The organism is Pseudomonas sp. GM21, assembly GCF_000282215.1.
Classification (GTDB): Bacteria; Pseudomonadota; Gammaproteobacteria; order Pseudomonadales; family Pseudomonadaceae; genus Aquipseudomonas.
Map to the genome: position 1 here is coordinate 1 of NZ_AKJS01000198.1, position 15,307 is coordinate 15,307.

Below are 15,307 nucleotides of genomic sequence, written 5' to 3' on the forward strand. Positions count from 1 at the left end.
CGGCTGCCGCTCATGCGCCTGCCGCAGGTAGCGAACCGGCTGATCCGGCGAAGGAAAAGCTGTATTACGACGCAGCCTTCGACCTGATCAAAGCCAAGGATTTCGACAAGGCCAGCCAGGCTTTTGCTGCCTTCCTGCGCAAATACCCGAACAGCCAATACTCGGGCAATGCCCAGTACTGGTTGGGTGAAGTGAACCTGGCCAAAGGCGATCTGCAAGGTGCAGGTCAGGCGTTCGCCAAGGTTTCACAGCTGTACCCGAAGCACGCCAAAGTGCCTGATTCGTTGTACAAGCTGGCTGATGTGGAACGCCGCCTCGGTCACACAGACAAGGTAAAAGGCATTCTGCAGCAGGTTGTGTCGCAATACCCGGGCACTTCCGCCGCTCAGTTGGCCCAGCGAGACTTGCAGCGCATGTAAGGCTGTCAGATCCCGTTTTGAAGAAACCCGCGCTTGTCGCGGGTTTTTTCGTTAGAATTCACCCCCTTTTTATGAAACACGCTTTTTGGGATCTGCGCGGTGGCGGGGTTCCTTTAAGTGCCTGACGGAGGCGGACAGCCTGTTTAGCTGTTATGCCCGTGGCGACTATGCAAGACACATTGAGAATTACCGAAGTTTTTTACTCGTTGCAGGGTGAAACGCGGACTGCCGGGCTGCCCACAGTATTTGTGCGCCTGACCGGTTGCCCGCTGCGTTGCCAATACTGCGACAGCGCCTACGCGTTCACTGGCGGCACCATTCGCCCGCTCGACGACATCCTCGAGCAAGTGGCCGGTTTCCGCCCACGTTATGTGTGTGTCACCGGTGGCGAACCGCTGGCCCAACCTAACGCCATCCCATTGCTCAAGCAGTTGTGCGACGCCGGTTACGAAGTGTCACTGGAAACCAGTGGTTCGATCGATATCTCGGCAGTAGATGCTCGGGTCAGTCGCGTTGTCGACCTGAAAACCCCGGGTTCGAAGGAGGCACACCGCAACCGCTACGAAAATATCGAGCTGCTCACACCTAACGACCAGGTTAAGTTTGTCATCTGCTCGCGGGAAGACTACGACTGGGCCGTGTCCAAGTTGATCCAGTACGGTCTTGATCGTCGCGCCGGCGAAGTCCTGTTCTCGCCTAGTCACCATGACCTGAATGCTCGGGACCTGGCGGATTGGGTGGTGGCGGACAACCTGCCAGTGCGTTTGCAATTGCAGCTGCATAAATATCTTTGGAATGACGAGCCGGGGCGCTGAAATGACGGAACAACTGAACACAGCTGAAAAACGTGCGGTCATCCTGCTCTCCGGCGGTCTGGATTCGGCGACCGTCGTGGCCATGGCTCGTGCCGAGGGTTACAGCTGCTACACCATGAGCTTCGATTACGGTCAGCGCTCTCATGCCGAGTTGTACGCTGCCGAACGCGTCGCGCGAGACCTTGGTGTAATCGAGCACAAAGTCATCGGCCTGAATCTGAATGGTATGGGCGGTTCGGCGCTGACTGACCGCAACATCGACATTCCGGAGGCGCTGGGGGAGGGCATTCCAGTCACTTACGTGCCAGCGCGCAACACGGTGTTCCTGTCGCTGGCATTGGGCTGGGCCGAAGTGCTGGGTGCGCGCGACATCTTTATTGGTGTCAACGCGGTGGATTACTCCGGCTACCCGGACTGCCGGCCCGAGTTCATCGAGTCCTTCGAGCGCATGGCCAATCTGGCCACCAAGGCTGGTGTAGAGGGCAATGGATTCCGTATCCAGGCGCCTCTGCAGAACCTGAGCAAAGCGCAGATCGTCGAGGCGGGCGTGAAGCTTGGGGTCAATTACGGGCTGACCGTTTCCTGCTATCAGGCGGACGATAATGGCCATGCGTGCGGCAAATGCGACAGCTGCCGACTGCGTGCAGAAGGCTTCGCGGCGGCCGGAATCAGTGACCCAACACCTTATTTTTGATTTATTTCAAATTAGGTGTTGAATAGTCCTTAAAAATCAGTATTATACGCGCCACCACACAGCGGGTCGTTAGCTCAGTTGGTAGAGCAGTTGGCTTTTAACCAATTGGTCGTAGGTTCGAATCCCACACGACCCACCATTTTTGTAGCAGTTTTAAAAGTCTGGAAGGCCCACGCAAGTGAGGATTTCCGGATTTTTTTTTGCCTGCGATTTAAGGTCGGCCAGGTTCCGGGCTGCACCGTATGGCGCAGGCAGGTCAGAATCATCTTTTGCATCCACGGGATATTCTGTAGCCTTGCGCAGCTTCAACGCTGTCCGTGCCTGATGAATACTCACTCTCCCGGCGGTACCCTGATGGGTCCGGAGCCGGGTGTATACTCGACTTTCGCGCAAATGCGCCTGCAGGTCTTGCGAACATGACGCAGATTTCCGAACGCCTTCTGGTTCAGGCTCACCTCGACGCCAAGCAGCCCAAGCCGCTGACCGCCGAGGAAGAAGCCTATTACCGTGCCGCCATCGCCGCCGAGCTCAAGGCTCAGGACGCGGTGCTGGTTGCCCACTTCTATTGCGATCCGGTGATTCAGGCCCTGGCCGAAGAAACCGGTGGTTGCGTCTCCGACTCGCTGGAGATGGCCCGCTTCGGCAATGCACACCCGGCCAAGACCGTAGTGGTCGCCGGGGTGAAATTCATGGGCGAAACCGCAAAAATCCTCAACCCTGAAAAACGTGTGCTGATGCCAACCCTCGAAGCGACCTGCTCGCTGGACCTGGGTTGCCCGGTGGATGAGTTTTCGGCGTTTTGCGATCAGCACCCGGAACGTACCGTCGTGGTCTATGCCAATACCTCGGCGGCGGTCAAAGCGCGAGCGGATTGGGTGGTGACGTCCAGTTGTGCGCTGGAGATTGTCGAAAGCCTGATGGATAACGGCGAGACCATTATCTGGGGCCCGGACAAACACCTGGGCACCTACATTCAGCGCCAGACCGGTGCGGACATGTTGTTGTGGGACGGTGCCTGCATCGTCCACGAAGAGTTCAAGTCCAAGCAGCTGGAAGACATGAAGGCGCTGTACCCGGATGCGGCGATTCTGGTGCACCCAGAGTCGCCAACCGCGGTGATCGAACTGGCGGATGCCGTCGGCTCCACCAGTCAGCTGATCGCAGCGGCCCAGAGCCTGCCGAACAAAACGCTGATCGTCGCCACTGATCGCGGCATTTTCTACAAAATGCAGCAGCTGTGCCCGGACAAGGTCTTCATCGAAGCGCCAACGGCCGGTAACGGCGCTGCGTGCCGCAGTTGCGCGCACTGCCCGTGGATGGCGATGAACACCCTTGAGCGCACGCTCAAGAGCTTGAAAGAGGGGACGAACGAGATCTTTGTTGATCCGGCGTTGATCCCTCAAGCGATTCGGCCGTTGAAGCGCATGCTCGACTTCACGCAGGCTGCGCGGATGAAACTGGCCGGCAACGCCTGAGTTCTTTCAGGTAAGTCGCCAAACCCTGTGGGAGCGAGCTTGCTCGCGAAAGCGGCCTGTCAGTCATATCAATGTTGACTGATGCACCGCCATCGCGAGCAGGCTCGCTCCCACAGTGGTTTTCGTACGGCTGAATTACTTGGTTTTCTTCGGAATCCGCACCAGCTGCGTATTGGAGTAGATGTCATGCCAGCTGCGCTTCTGCTTGTCGAACAGCGACCAGAAGAATCCCAGCCCACCGCATAGCCAGGACGCTATCGACACCACAAACCGCAACAGAGCCTGCCACAGGCTGATGGACGAGCCATCGGCATTCTGTACGCGGATGCACCACACTTGCATGCCGAGGGTCTGGCCTGACCAGGTCCAGAACTTGGCGAAGAAGCCGAACAATACAAACAGCAGCACGGTCGAGAGCAATGGATCACCGTCCAGTGCGCCTGCTTCGGTCAGGGTGCGCATTTTCTCTTCGCCGAGGATCGCCATCTGGATCATCTTGTAAATGCCGCTGGTGACGATCAGCAGGGCGGTACACAACAGGAAGTCATAGAACATCGCTGCCAGGCGACGACCCAGGGTGACGGCGGGAAACTCGCCCTGGGGGTTGAGCAGGTGTTTCGACATGGCAGCCTCTGGACAGAAAAAAAAGCCATTTTACGGATTTACGCGCACAAAAAAGCCCCTGATGTCAGCATCAGGGGCTTTTTCGTTACAGGAGATTAAGCTTCTGCTTGTACTTCGTCAGCCTGCATGCCTTTCTGGCCTTGCACAGCAACGAAAGTCACTTTCTGGCCTTCTTTCAGGCTCTTGAAGCCATTGCCCTGGATGGCGCGGAAATGCACGAACAGATCCGGACCGCTTTCAGGAGTGATAAAACCAAAACCTTTCTCGTCGTTAAACCACTTGACGGTACCGCTCTGACGTTGGGACATTTCTTATTTCCTTTGACGCTAAAATTAATGACAGTCGCTTTCTCATGAAAGAGTACTGGGGCTGGTTGCAGGAGAGTAAGAAGACGTCGAACGGGATGTAGCTAACTTGTAGGCTACTGCCCAGGTCACGATTCCAAGCGACCCATGCAAACACAGTGGACAAACTCTACGCCAACTACGGGAGAAAAAACAAGCCCCGTCAGAGGCCCGGTTTTCCTCAGGTTGAGCACACTAGTCGATCCACTAGTGCGGTCTTATTCTTTGTTGTCGTTCACTTGTTTTCGAACGTTATAAGCAGCGTTCAAAAACGAATGATGCGCACTGTTTTATGGCGGTTGCGTTACACATTAGTGCACTGTTAACGCAACCGCGTTACTTATAGAAACAGTCAATCAACCGCGATAGTAGCGTTGAGCAACAAATGGCATTTTGCTTACAAGCAAAGGCACCTTTTTCCCACGGACAATTGCCCATACGGGTGTGTCGATGGCGATATAGGCGCTGTCGACGTAACCCATGGCCAACGGACCGCCCAGGGTTGGACCGAAGCCCCCACTGCACACAGTACCGATGATATCGCCGGCTTCGTTGACGATTTCCGCGCCTTCACGCACTGGCGTGCGTTCCTGGGGCAGCAGACCGACGCGCTTGCGGCTGACACCGCCTTGTTGTTGTGCGAACACGGTTTCAGCGCCAGGGAAGCCGCCAGCCCGCGCGCCATCGGCACGACGAGGCTTGGAGATGGCCCACAGCAGGCTGGCTTCGATGGGGGTGGTGTCGGTGTTCATGTCATGGCCATAGAGGCACAGGCCGGCTTCCAGGCGCAGCGAGTCGCGAGCACCGAGGCCGATGGCCTCTACTTCAACTTCAGCCAGCAGCGAGCGGGCAAGGGCTTCGGCGTTGGCGGCCGGTACCGAGATTTCGAAACCGTCTTCACCGGTGTACCCCGAACGGCTGACAAAGCAGTCAACGCCCAGCAGTTTCACGCGGGCGAACTGCATGAAGGTCATTTTCGTCACTTCGGGTGCCAGGCGCGCGAGCACGGTGACCGCGGCCGGACCTTGCAGGGCCAGCAGGGCGCGTTCTTCGAACAAAGGCTCGATGGTGCACTGCTCGCCAATGTGCTTGCGCAGGTGCGCCAGGTCCTGATCCTTGCAGGCCGCGTTGACCACCAGGAACAGTTCGTCGTTACCGAGGTTGGCGACCATCAGGTCGTCGAGGATGCCACCGGTTTCGTTGGTGAACATCGCGTAACGCTGCATGCCCACTGGCAGGTCGATGATGTCCACCGGCACCAGGGTTTCCAGAGCCTTGGCGGCATTGGCGCCGGTCAGGCGGATCTGGCCCATGTGCGAAACATCGAACAACCCGGCCTGATCACGGGTGTGCTGGTGTTCTTTCATCACGCCGAGCGGGTATTGCACCGGCATGTCATAGCCGGCGAAGGGCACCATGCGCGCACCGAGTTCGATGTGCAGGGCGTGCAATGGGGTTTTCAGCAATTGTTCGGTGGACATATTCAGCTCCTGAAAAAGTGTGCGAATGCGCGTGAGCATCAGCACTCGATAATGTTGACCGCCAAACCGCCACGGGCGGTTTCCTTGTATTTGCTTTTCATGTCGGCGCCGGTCTGGCGCATGGTGCGGATGACCTTGTCGAGGGAGACGAAGTGCTGACCGTCGCCGCGCAGGGCCATGCGTACCGCGTTGATCGCTTTCACCGAGCCCATGGCGTTGCGCTCGATGCAAGGCACTTGCACCAGCCCGCCAATCGGGTCGCAGGTCAGGCCGAGGTTGTGTTCCATGCCGATTTCGGCGGCGTTTTCCACTTGCTGTACGGTGCCGCCAAGAACCTCGCACAGGGCGCCGGCGGCCATCGAACAAGCCACGCCGACCTCGCCCTGGCAACCGACTTCGGCGCCAGAGATCGAGGCGTTTTCTTTATAGAGAATGCCAATGGCCGCCGCAGTCAGCAGAAAGCGCACGACGCCATCTTCGGTAGCCCCAGGAATAAAGCGCATGTAGTAATGCAACACTGCCGGGACAATGCCTGCCGCACCGTTTGTGGGTGCGGTCACGACGCGTCCGCCGTTGGCGTTTTCTTCGTTGACCGCCAGTGCGTACAAGTTGACCCAATCCAGCACCGACAGCGGATCGCGCAACGACGATTCCGGGTTTTTGCAAAGTTGTCGATGCAGGGCTGCGGCGCGACGTTTGACCTTCAACCCTCCGGGCAGAATGCCTTCGTTGCGGCAACCGGCATCGACGCAGTCTTGCATCACTTGCCAGATCTTCAGCAGGCCGGAGCGGGTCTCCGCTTCCGGGCGCCAGGCGCTTTCGTTGGTCAGCATCACCTGGCTGATGGACAGGCCGTAGGTGGTGCAATGACCGAGCAGATCCTTGGCGCTTTTGAACGGGAAGGTCAGGGGTGTGGCGTCTTCGACGATGCGGTCGGCACCGGCGGCGTCTTCATCGACCACAAAACCGCCGCCGACCGAGTAGTACTCGCGGCTGCGGATCTGCAGGCCGGCAGCATCGAAGGCACGAAAGATCATGCCGTTGGGGTGATAGGCCAACGGTTTGCGAATCATCGCCAGGTGTTCTTTCTCGTTGAACGCAATACTGTGTTCGCCGAGCAGGTTCAAGCGACCGTTGTCACGGATGTTTTGCAGACGAGCGGCGACGGTTTCGGTATTCACGGTGTCCGGGTGTTCACCTTCCAGGCCGAGCAACACAGCCTTGTCGCTGCCGTGCCCCTTGCCGGTAGCGCCGAGCGAGCCGTAGAGCTCGACTTTGACACAGTTGGTGGCTGCCAACAGCCCTTCACGGCGCAAACCTTCGGCGAACCGCGCGGCTGCGCGCATCGGACCGACGGTGTGGGAGCTGGAGGGGCCGATGCCAATCTTGAACAGGTCGAACACGCTTAACGACATGGTTGGGCTCCGGAGTCGCAGATGTCAGCAGCAAGCTACAAGCTGCAAGTAAGAGCCCGCAGGCTTTTAACTTGTAGCTTGAAGCTTAGAGCTTGCAGCTGCTTTAGGCGTAAAGCTCGATCGATGGGCAGGCGCAGATCAGGTTGCGATCGCCAAACACGTTGTCGACGCGACCGACCGGTGGCCAGTATTTGCCTTCGATCAACGATGCAACCGGGTAAACCGCTTGCTCACGGCTGTAAGGATGCGTCCACTCGCCGACGATTTCCGCCGCGGTGTGCGGAGCGTTCTTCAGCGGGTTGTCGTCCTTGTCCAGCGTGCCGTTTTCCACGGCGCGGATCTCTTCGCGGATGCGGATCATGGCGTCGCAGAAGCGATCCAGTTCTTCCTTGGATTCGCTTTCGGTCGGCTCGATCATCAGCGTGCCGGCAACCGGGAACGACATGGTCGGTGCGTGGAAGCCGAAATCGATCAGGCGCTTGGCGACGTCATCGACACTGATGCCGCTGCTGTCTTTCAGTGGACGCAGGTCGAGGATGCATTCGTGCGCCACCAAGCCGTTGCTGCCGGTGTACAGCACTGGGTAATGCTCTTCAAGGCGACGGGAAATGTAGTTGGCATTGAGGATCGCCAACTGCGAAGCGCGTTTGAGACCTGCGCCGCCCATCATTCGAATGTACATCCAGGTGATCGGCAGAATGCTCGCGCTGCCGAACGGTGCTGCGCAAACGGCGCCTTCCTTGCGTTCCATCTGGGCGTGGCCCGGCAGGAACGGCGTCAGGTGCGATTTCACGCCAATCGGGCCGACGCCCGGGCCGCCACCGCCGTGTGGAATGCAGAAGGTTTTGTGCAGGTTCAGGTGCGACACGTCGCCGCCGAACTTGCCCGGTGCGCAGAGGCCTACCATCGCGTTCATGTTGGCGCCGTCGATGTACACCTGGCCGCCGTTGTCATGAATGATGCCGCAGATTTCGCGGATGCCTTCTTCGAACACACCATGGGTCGACGGGTAGGTGATCATCAACGCGGCGAGGTGCTCGCGGTGCTCGATGGCTTTGGCGCGCAGGTCTTCGATGTCGACGTTGCCGCGTGCATCGCAAGCGGTCACGACCACACGCATGCCAGCCATGTTGGCGGTGGCCGGGTTGGTGCCGTGGGCCGACGACGGGATCAGGCAGATGTCGCGGCGGTCTTCGCCACGGCTCTGGTGATAGGCGCGAATCGCCAGCAGACCGGCGTATTCACCTTGCGAACCGGCGTTCGGTTGCAGCGAGATCGAGTCGTAGCCAGTCGCGGCGCACAGCATCGCTTCCAGTTCGTCGGTCAGCTGCTGGTAGCCGGCGCTTTGCTCGGCCGGGGCGAATGGGTGCAGGGCACCGAATTCAGCCCAGGTCACCGGGATCATTTCGCTGGCGGCGTTGAGTTTCATGGTGCACGAACCCAGCGGGATCATGGTGCGGTCCAGTGCCAGGTCCTTGTCGGCCAGCTTGCGCAGGTAGCGCATCAGCTCGGTTTCCGAGTGATAACGGTTGAACACCGGGTGGCTGAGGATCGGCGATTGACGAACCAGTGCGGCCGGAATGGCGCTGACCACCGAAGCGGCAAGGGCAGCGAAATCTGGCAGGGCTTTGCCGTCAGCCAGCACGCTCCACAGGGTTTCGACGTCGGCCTGGGTGGTGGTTTCGTCGAGGGACAGACCCAGGCGTTCAGCGTCGACTACACGCAGGTTGATGCGCTGTGCGCGCGCCTGATCGTGCAGCTTGGCGGTGTTGGCGCCGGTGTTCAGGGTCAGGGTGTCGAAGAAAGCGGCTTGTTCGACGGTCAGGCCCAGTGCGCTCAAGCCTTTGGCCAGAATGGCGGTCAGGTGATGTACGCGGTTGGCGATCTGGGTCAGGCCTTTCGGACCGTGGTACACGGCGAACATGCTGGCGATGTTGGCCAGCAATACTTGGGCAGTGCAGATGTTGCTGGTGGCCTTCTCGCGACGGATGTGTTGCTCACGGGTCTGCATGGCCAGGCGCAGGGCCGGCTTGCCGAAACGGTCCACCGAGACACCGACCAGACGGCCCGGCATGTCGCGCTTGAACGCATCTTTGGTGGAGAAGTACGCCGCGTGCGGACCACCGAAGCCCAGCGGCACACCGAAACGTTGGGCGCTGCCGATGGCCACGTCGGCACCGAATTCACCCGGCGGCGTCAGCACGGTCAGGGACAGCAGGTCAGCGGCCACGGCGACCAGAGCGTTGGCGGCGTGGAAGCGTTCGGTCAGTTCGCGGTAATCGAACACGTCACCGTTGCTGGCCGGGTATTGCAGCAGGGCGCCGAAGAACGGCGTCACGTCAGTCAGTTCGAGCTCGTCGCCGACCACAACGTCGATGCCCAACGGCTCGGCACGGGTGCGCAGCACGTCGAGGGTTTGCGGGTGGCAATGCACGGAGGCGAAGAAGGCGTGGCTGCCCTTGTTCTTGCTCAGGCGTTTGCAGAAGGTCATGGCTTCGGCAGCGGCGGTGGCTTCGTCGAGCAAGGAAGCGTTGGCAATCGGCAGGCCGGTCAGGTCGCTGATCAGGGTCTGGAAGTTCAGCAGCGCTTCGAGACGGCCCTGGGAGATTTCCGGCTGGTACGGGGTGTACGCGGTGTACCAGGCCGGGTTTTCCAGCAGGTTACGCAGGATCGGCGACGGCGTGTGGGTGCCGTAGTAGCCCTGGCCAATGAAGGTCTTGAACAGCTGGTTTTTACCGGCGATGGCTTTGATCGAGGCCAGGGCCTCGGCTTCGCTCAAACCGTCTTCCAGGCCCAGGACGCTGGTGCCTTTGATGCTGTCCGGGATGACGCTGGCGCTCAGGGCTTCCAGCGAGTCGAAGCCGAGGCTGTTGAGCATCGCTTGCTCGTCGCCGGCACGCGGGCCGATGTGACGGGCGATGAATTCGTTGGCGGTAGTCAGGCTTACAGAAACAGAAGGTACTTGGGTCATGTCAGCGCTCCTCAGGCTTCGGCGTTGGCTTTGATCAGACGGTCGTAGGCGTCTTGATCCAGCAGTTTGGCGACAGCCGATGCATCGGTTGGCTGGAAGCGGAAGAACCAGCCTTCGCCCAGTGGATCTTCATTGACCAGCTCCGGGCTGCTGTCGAGTGCCGGGTTGACTTCCAGCACTTCACCGTCCAGTGGCATGTAGACGCCGCTGGCGGCTTTTACCGATTCCACGGTGGCGGCTTCAGCGCCTTTGTCGTAGGACTGCAGCTCAGGCAGTTGTACGAAAACCACGTCGCCCAAGGCGTTCTGTGCGAAAGCGGTGATGCCGACGGTAACGGTGCCGTCAGCTTCGGTGCGCAGCCATTCGTGATCTTCAGTAAAACGCAACTCGCTCATGGGAACTCCTAAGGGGGCCAGACTCGTCTGGTGGACGCTATTGAATGCGTGGGCAACAAGCCCTGTTATGACGGACTACATAGCAAGAACGCGGCCAATGTTGGTTTTGTCCTTATTAATCAATGTTTTATTGATTTTTTTGGGCGGGTGAAACGTGTGCGCTGTAGCGAAATCGATACGGGCAGGGGCAGGGAAGAAAGCCGAGGTGGATCAAAGCCTTGTACAGCCGTGATTGAAGAGGGGTGTAGCGATATCGTTCCGCTGTAGCGCTTTCAGTACGGGTGGGGGTCGTTTTTGAGCAGGATTTCCCGGCACAACACAAAACCTGTGGGAGCCAGCCTGCTGGCGATTGCGGTATTACAGGCGATAAAGATGTCGACTGACATGGCCCCATCGCCAGCAGGCTGGCTCCCACAGGGGTACTGTGGTGTCTGGGGATTTCAGGGCTTGTTAGGTATGCCGTACTTGCGCAACCGATGGGCAATCGCCGTGTGGGACGTTTGCAGGCGGCTGGCCAGTTGGCGGGTCGAGGGGTAGCTGACGTAGAGTTTTTCCAGCAGGGTTTTCTCGAACTCCTCCATCGCCTGCTCCAGGCTGTCGACGTCTGCGTCACTCTGGCGCGCCACGGAGGTGCCGGCGATGTCGAGGTCGCCAATATCAACCAGTGTGCTTTCGCAAATCGCTGCCGCGCGGAAGATCACGTTCTGCAATTGCCGCACATTGCCCGGCCAGCGATTGCCCAGCAGCGCCGGGTAGGTGCCCGGTGCCAGGCGACAGACCGGACGCTGGATTTGCGCGCAGGCCTGCTGCATGAAGTAGCGGGCGAGCAACAGAATGTCCTGGCCACGTTCGCGCAGCGGCGGGACTTCAACGTTGAGCACATTGAGGCGATAAAACAGGTCCTCGCGGAAGCTGCCTTCGCTGACCATTTTTTCCAGATCGCGGTGGGTGGCGCTGAGAATCCGCACATTGACCTTCACTTCACGATCGCCGCCGACTCGCCGGAAGCTGCCGTCATTGAGAAACCGTAGCAGTTTCGCCTGCAAATACGGCGACATCTCACCGATCTCATCGAGAAACACGGTGCCTTGGTTGGCCAGTTCCATCAGCCCCGGTTTGCCGCCGCGTTGCGCCCCGGTGAAGGCGCCGGGGGCGTAGCCGAACAGTTCGCTTTCGGCGAGGTTCTCTGGCAATGCCGCGCAGTTCAAGGCAAGAAATGGCGAACTGTGCCGAGCGCTGATGGCATGGCAGGCCCGCGCCACCAGTTCTTTCCCGGTGCCGGTTTCGCCCTGAATCAGCAGCGGCGCATCAAGGGCTGCGACCCGTTGGGCGCGAGCCTTGAGGGTGCGGATGACCGGTGACTCGCCGAGCAGCGCATCGAATCCTTCGGCGTGGTCATGGTGCAGCGCCGAGAGGCGTTCACCGATGCGGTTGGGTTGGTACAAGGTCAGCAGGGCGCCCGCATCGGTGATCGGCGTGGCGTCCAGCAGCAACGTCTGACCGTTGACCGTGATTTCCCGCAGCGGCAAGCGAAAGCCGTGTTCAAGCAGGGCGTCGAGTAGCGCCGGGTCGGCAAACAGCTCGGCGATGCTTTCACCGGCCGGTTCACGGCCGTACAACGCAATCAGTGCCGGGTTGGCCAGCAACACTTTGCCGGCACTGTCCAGCGCGAGTACCGGGTCGGTCATGGCCGCGAGCAATGCGTCGAGTTGCAGGTGTCGGCGCTGGCCGGGAAGGATGTCGACCACCGTCACCGCTTGCACGCCACGCACGCTGAACAGCGCATCGCGCAGCTCTTCGAGGACTTGCGGGCTCAGGGTCGGGGCGTCGATGTAAACGTTGGGCGGGACCATTTCCACCGCATCCAGATTGAGATTGCGCCCACCGAGCAAGGCCAGGACTTCCTGGGTAATGCCGACGCGGTCGATGAAGCTGACGTGGATACGCATGGGGCGGTTTTTGATTCTGAGGTGCGGAGGGGCGCAAGTATGCCTTGGGGCGGGCGAATGTTGAAATCCTGCACAGGAATACAGGACTACACCGAACCCCTGTAGGAGCTGGCTTGCCTGCGAAGGCGGCGTGTCAGTCGCTAGCGATGTCGACTGTCAGACCGCTTTCGCGAGCAAGCCCGCTCCCACAGGGTCCGTGGGTTATTCGAAGTGTTCGATATTCACCGGGTCACCGGACTTCATATCCAGTTTCTCCCGGATATCTTTAAACATCAGATCGTAATGCTTGTGGACCGAGCCGATCTGGCTGTGTGTCTTTGGAATGCCGTACTTCTCGGCGATTTTTGTCACGTTGTTGGCAAAGTTGTAGGCCTCTTCCTTGGGCAGGAAGAAGGTCTCTTTCACGTCCTTTCCCTGCATGCTGCCATGCAGGGTGAACTCGATCCCTTTGCCTTTCTTGGGATCCTGCGCGACCTTGTAGTCGAGGTGCACGTTGTAGCTAACATCATCCTTGGTCAACGCATGACGCTCGATGTGCAAGTGACCAGGCTCAAACTGTGCCATAGACGTCTTTCCTTATAAGTAAGTAATGCCAGGTGCTGCCGTGCTGATGCGCGTACCGGCCGTGCCCTGGACGATCGCTTCGATGTCTGAGAGTGAACCGATTACCGCGACTTTTCCAGTGTGGCGAGCGAACTCGCAGGCGGCCTGAACCTTCGGTCCCATGGAGCCTGCGGCGAAGCCGAGTTTTTCCATTTCATCCGGGTGAGCCTGGCCGATGGCTTTCTGAGTCGGCTTGCCGTAATCGATGAAGGCGGCACTGACGTCGGTGGCGATCACCAGCAGATCGGCTTCAAGTTGTTCGGCCAGCAGCGCCGAGCACAGGTCTTTATCGATGACCGCTTCGACACCTTCCAGTACGCCTGGAGACGTGTACATGGTCGGGATGCCGCCACCGCCGGCGCAGATCACGATGCTGCTTTTTTCCAGCAACCATTTGATTGGGCGGATTTCGAAAATGCGTTTCGGTTTGGGGCTGGCTACCACGCGACGATATTTGTCCCCGTCCGGTGCAATCGCCCAGCCTTTCTCGGCGGCAAGTTTTTCCGCTTCGTCCTTGGTGTACACCGGGCCGATCGGTTTGGTGGGGTTCTGGAACGCCGGGTCGTTGGGGTCGACTTCAACTTGGGTGAGCAGGGTGGCGAAGGGTACTTCGAAGTCCAGCAGGTTACCCAGTTCCTGTTCGATGATGTAGCCGATCATGCCTTCGGTTTCGGCACCAAGCACGTCCAGCGGGTAAGGGGAAACCGAGGTGTAGGCCGCGGCTTGCAGCGACAACAGGCCGACCTGCGGACCATTGCCGTGGGCGATCACCAGTTGGTTACCGGCATGGACCTTGGCAATTTGTTCGGTGGCGATCCGGATGTTGGCGCGCTGATTGTCCGCAGTCATGGGTTCACCACGGCGGAGCAGGGCGTTACCGCCCAAAGCGACGACGATACGCATAATGCAGTCCTTTCAAAATGATCGTTCCCACGGTCCCCGTGGGAATGCATCCCGTGACGTTTTTGCGTCACATCGGACGCGGAGCGTCCGTGGCGGCATTCCCACGCAGAGCGTGGGAACGATCGGGTGGAGAGGGGAGCCGTTAAAGGTCAGCCAGGGTCGACACCAGGATCGCCTTGATGGTGTGCATGCGGTTTTCCGCTTGCTCGAAGGCGATGCAGGCCGGCGACTCGAACACGTCATCAGTCACTTCGATGCCGTTCTTCAGGTTCGGGTACTGCTCGGCAATCTGCTTGCCGATCTTGGTGTCACTGTTGTGGAAGGCCGGCAGGCAGTGCATGAACTTGGTGCGCGGGTTGCCGGTGGCTTTCATCAATTCGGCGTTGACCTGATAAGGCAGCAGTTGCTGGATACGTTCGGCCCAGGCTTCGACCGGTTCGCCCATCGAGACCCAGACGTCGGTGTGGATGAAGTCCACGCCTTTGACTGCGGCTTTCGGGTCTTCAGTCAGGGTGATGCGCGCACCGCTTTCTTCTGCGTATTGCTTGCAGCGTGCGACCAGATCGTCAAGCGGCCACAGGGCTTTCGGCGCGCAGATGCGTACGTCCATGCCCAGCTTGGCGCCGATCAGCAGCAGCGAGTTGCCCATGTTGTTACGGGCATCGCCCAGGTAGACGTAGCTGATTTCGTGGATTGGCTTGTCGGCGTTCTCACGCATGGTCAGCACGTCAGCGATCATTTGGGTCGGGTGATATTCATCGGTCAGGCCGTTGAACACGGGCACACCGGCAAACTTGGCCAGTTCCTCGACGATTTCCTGCTTGAAACCACGGTATTCGATAGCGTCGTACATGCGCCCCAGTACGCGGGCGGTGTCCTTCATGCTTTCCTTGTGACCGATTTGCGAGGAATTCGGGTCGATGTAGGTGACGTTGGCACCTTGGTCATAGGCGGCGACTTCGAAGGCGCAACGGGTGCGGGTCGAGGTTTTTTCGAAGATCAGCGCGATGTTGTTGCCTTTGAGGTGTTGCTGCTCGGTACCGGTGTACTTGGCGCGCTTGAGGTCGCGGGACAGATCGAGCAGATAGCGCAATTCGCGAGGAGTGTGGTGTTCCAGGCTCAGCAAATTACGGTTGTGAATGTTAAAAGCCATGATGGATCTCCTTAGGTGTCGGTTATCCCCCTGGCCGTGCATACCGTCGGTGAGACGGCAGCGGCG

14 protein-coding genes and 1 tRNA gene are annotated in these 15,307 nt (G+C 59.2%); 5 read left to right on the top strand and 10 right to left on the bottom strand.

Annotation, left to right across the window (positions count from 1 at the left end; genetic code table 11):
- From ybgF to nadA, 5 genes are all read left to right on the top strand, one after another.
- Nucleotides 1-419 (top strand): tol-pal system protein YbgF (gene ybgF / locus PMI22_RS00620; RefSeq protein WP_007949413.1); only part of this gene is annotated, 419 nt, incomplete at its 5' end.
- Nucleotides 420-586: 167 nt separating this feature from the next.
- Nucleotides 587-1,234, top strand: a complete 648-nt coding sequence (gene queE / locus PMI22_RS00615; RefSeq protein ID WP_007949414.1) for a 7-carboxy-7-deazaguanine synthase QueE — start codon at nt 587-589, stop codon at nt 1,232-1,234.
- Nucleotide 1,235: 1 nt separating this feature from the next.
- The gene (queC, locus tag PMI22_RS00610; protein ID WP_007949415.1) at nt 1,236-1,928 is read left to right on the top strand and encodes a 7-cyano-7-deazaguanine synthase QueC; all 693 of its coding nucleotides are present in this window, start codon (nt 1,236-1,238) and stop codon (nt 1,926-1,928) included.
- A 63-nt stretch (nt 1,929-1,991) separates the two neighbouring features.
- Nucleotides 1,992-2,067: transfer RNA gene (locus PMI22_RS00605), tRNA-Lys, on the top strand.
- Nucleotides 2,068-2,344: 277 nt separating this feature from the next.
- Entirely contained in the window at nt 2,345-3,403 is a 1,059-nt protein-coding gene (gene nadA / locus PMI22_RS00600) for a quinolinate synthase NadA (protein ID WP_007949416.1), read from the top strand.
- Between the two features lie 135 nt (nt 3,404-3,538).
- Here nadA and PMI22_RS00595 read toward each other — a convergent pair whose 3' ends face one another.
- From PMI22_RS00595 to PMI22_RS00550, 10 genes are all read right to left on the bottom strand, one after another.
- Entirely contained in the window at nt 3,539-4,027 is a 489-nt protein-coding gene (locus PMI22_RS00595) for an RDD family protein (protein ID WP_007949417.1), read from the bottom strand.
- 95 nt (nt 4,028-4,122) lie between these two features.
- Nucleotides 4,123-4,335, bottom strand: a complete 213-nt coding sequence (locus tag PMI22_RS00590) for a cold-shock protein (RefSeq protein WP_003175786.1) — start codon at nt 4,333-4,335, stop codon at nt 4,123-4,125.
- A gap of 392 nt (nt 4,336-4,727) precedes the next feature.
- Nucleotides 4,728-5,852 carry a glycine cleavage system aminomethyltransferase GcvT gene (gene gcvT, locus PMI22_RS00585; RefSeq protein WP_007949420.1) on the bottom strand — a complete coding sequence of 375 codons (1,125 nt, stop codon included), beginning with the start codon at nt 5,850-5,852 and terminating at the stop codon, nt 4,728-4,730.
- 38 nt (nt 5,853-5,890) lie between these two features.
- Nucleotides 5,891-7,267 (bottom strand): L-serine ammonia-lyase, encoded by a 1,377-nt coding sequence (locus PMI22_RS00580; RefSeq protein WP_007949421.1) that lies wholly within the window; start codon nt 7,265-7,267, stop codon nt 5,891-5,893.
- Between the two features lie 103 nt (nt 7,268-7,370).
- Nucleotides 7,371-10,238, bottom strand: a complete 2,868-nt coding sequence (gene gcvP / locus PMI22_RS00575) for an aminomethyl-transferring glycine dehydrogenase (RefSeq protein ID WP_007949422.1) — start codon at nt 10,236-10,238, stop codon at nt 7,371-7,373.
- 11 nt (nt 10,239-10,249) lie between these two features.
- Entirely contained in the window at nt 10,250-10,633 is a 384-nt protein-coding gene (gene gcvH / locus PMI22_RS00570; RefSeq protein WP_007949423.1) for a glycine cleavage system protein GcvH, read from the bottom strand.
- 440 nt (nt 10,634-11,073) lie between these two features.
- Nucleotides 11,074-12,582 carry a sigma-54-dependent transcriptional regulator gene (locus tag PMI22_RS00565; RefSeq protein ID WP_007949424.1) on the bottom strand — a complete coding sequence of 503 codons (1,509 nt, stop codon included), beginning with the start codon at nt 12,580-12,582 and terminating at the stop codon, nt 11,074-11,076.
- A 201-nt stretch (nt 12,583-12,783) separates the two neighbouring features.
- Entirely contained in the window at nt 12,784-13,146 is a 363-nt protein-coding gene (locus PMI22_RS00560; protein ID WP_007949426.1) for a DUF5064 family protein, read from the bottom strand.
- A gap of 12 nt (nt 13,147-13,158) precedes the next feature.
- Entirely contained in the window at nt 13,159-14,088 is a 930-nt protein-coding gene (gene arcC, locus PMI22_RS00555; protein ID WP_007949427.1) for a carbamate kinase, read from the bottom strand.
- 142 nt (nt 14,089-14,230) lie between these two features.
- Nucleotides 14,231-15,241 (bottom strand): ornithine carbamoyltransferase, encoded by a 1,011-nt coding sequence (locus tag PMI22_RS00550; protein WP_007949429.1) that lies wholly within the window; start codon nt 15,239-15,241, stop codon nt 14,231-14,233.
- Between the last annotated feature and the right edge of the window lie 66 nt (nt 15,242-15,307).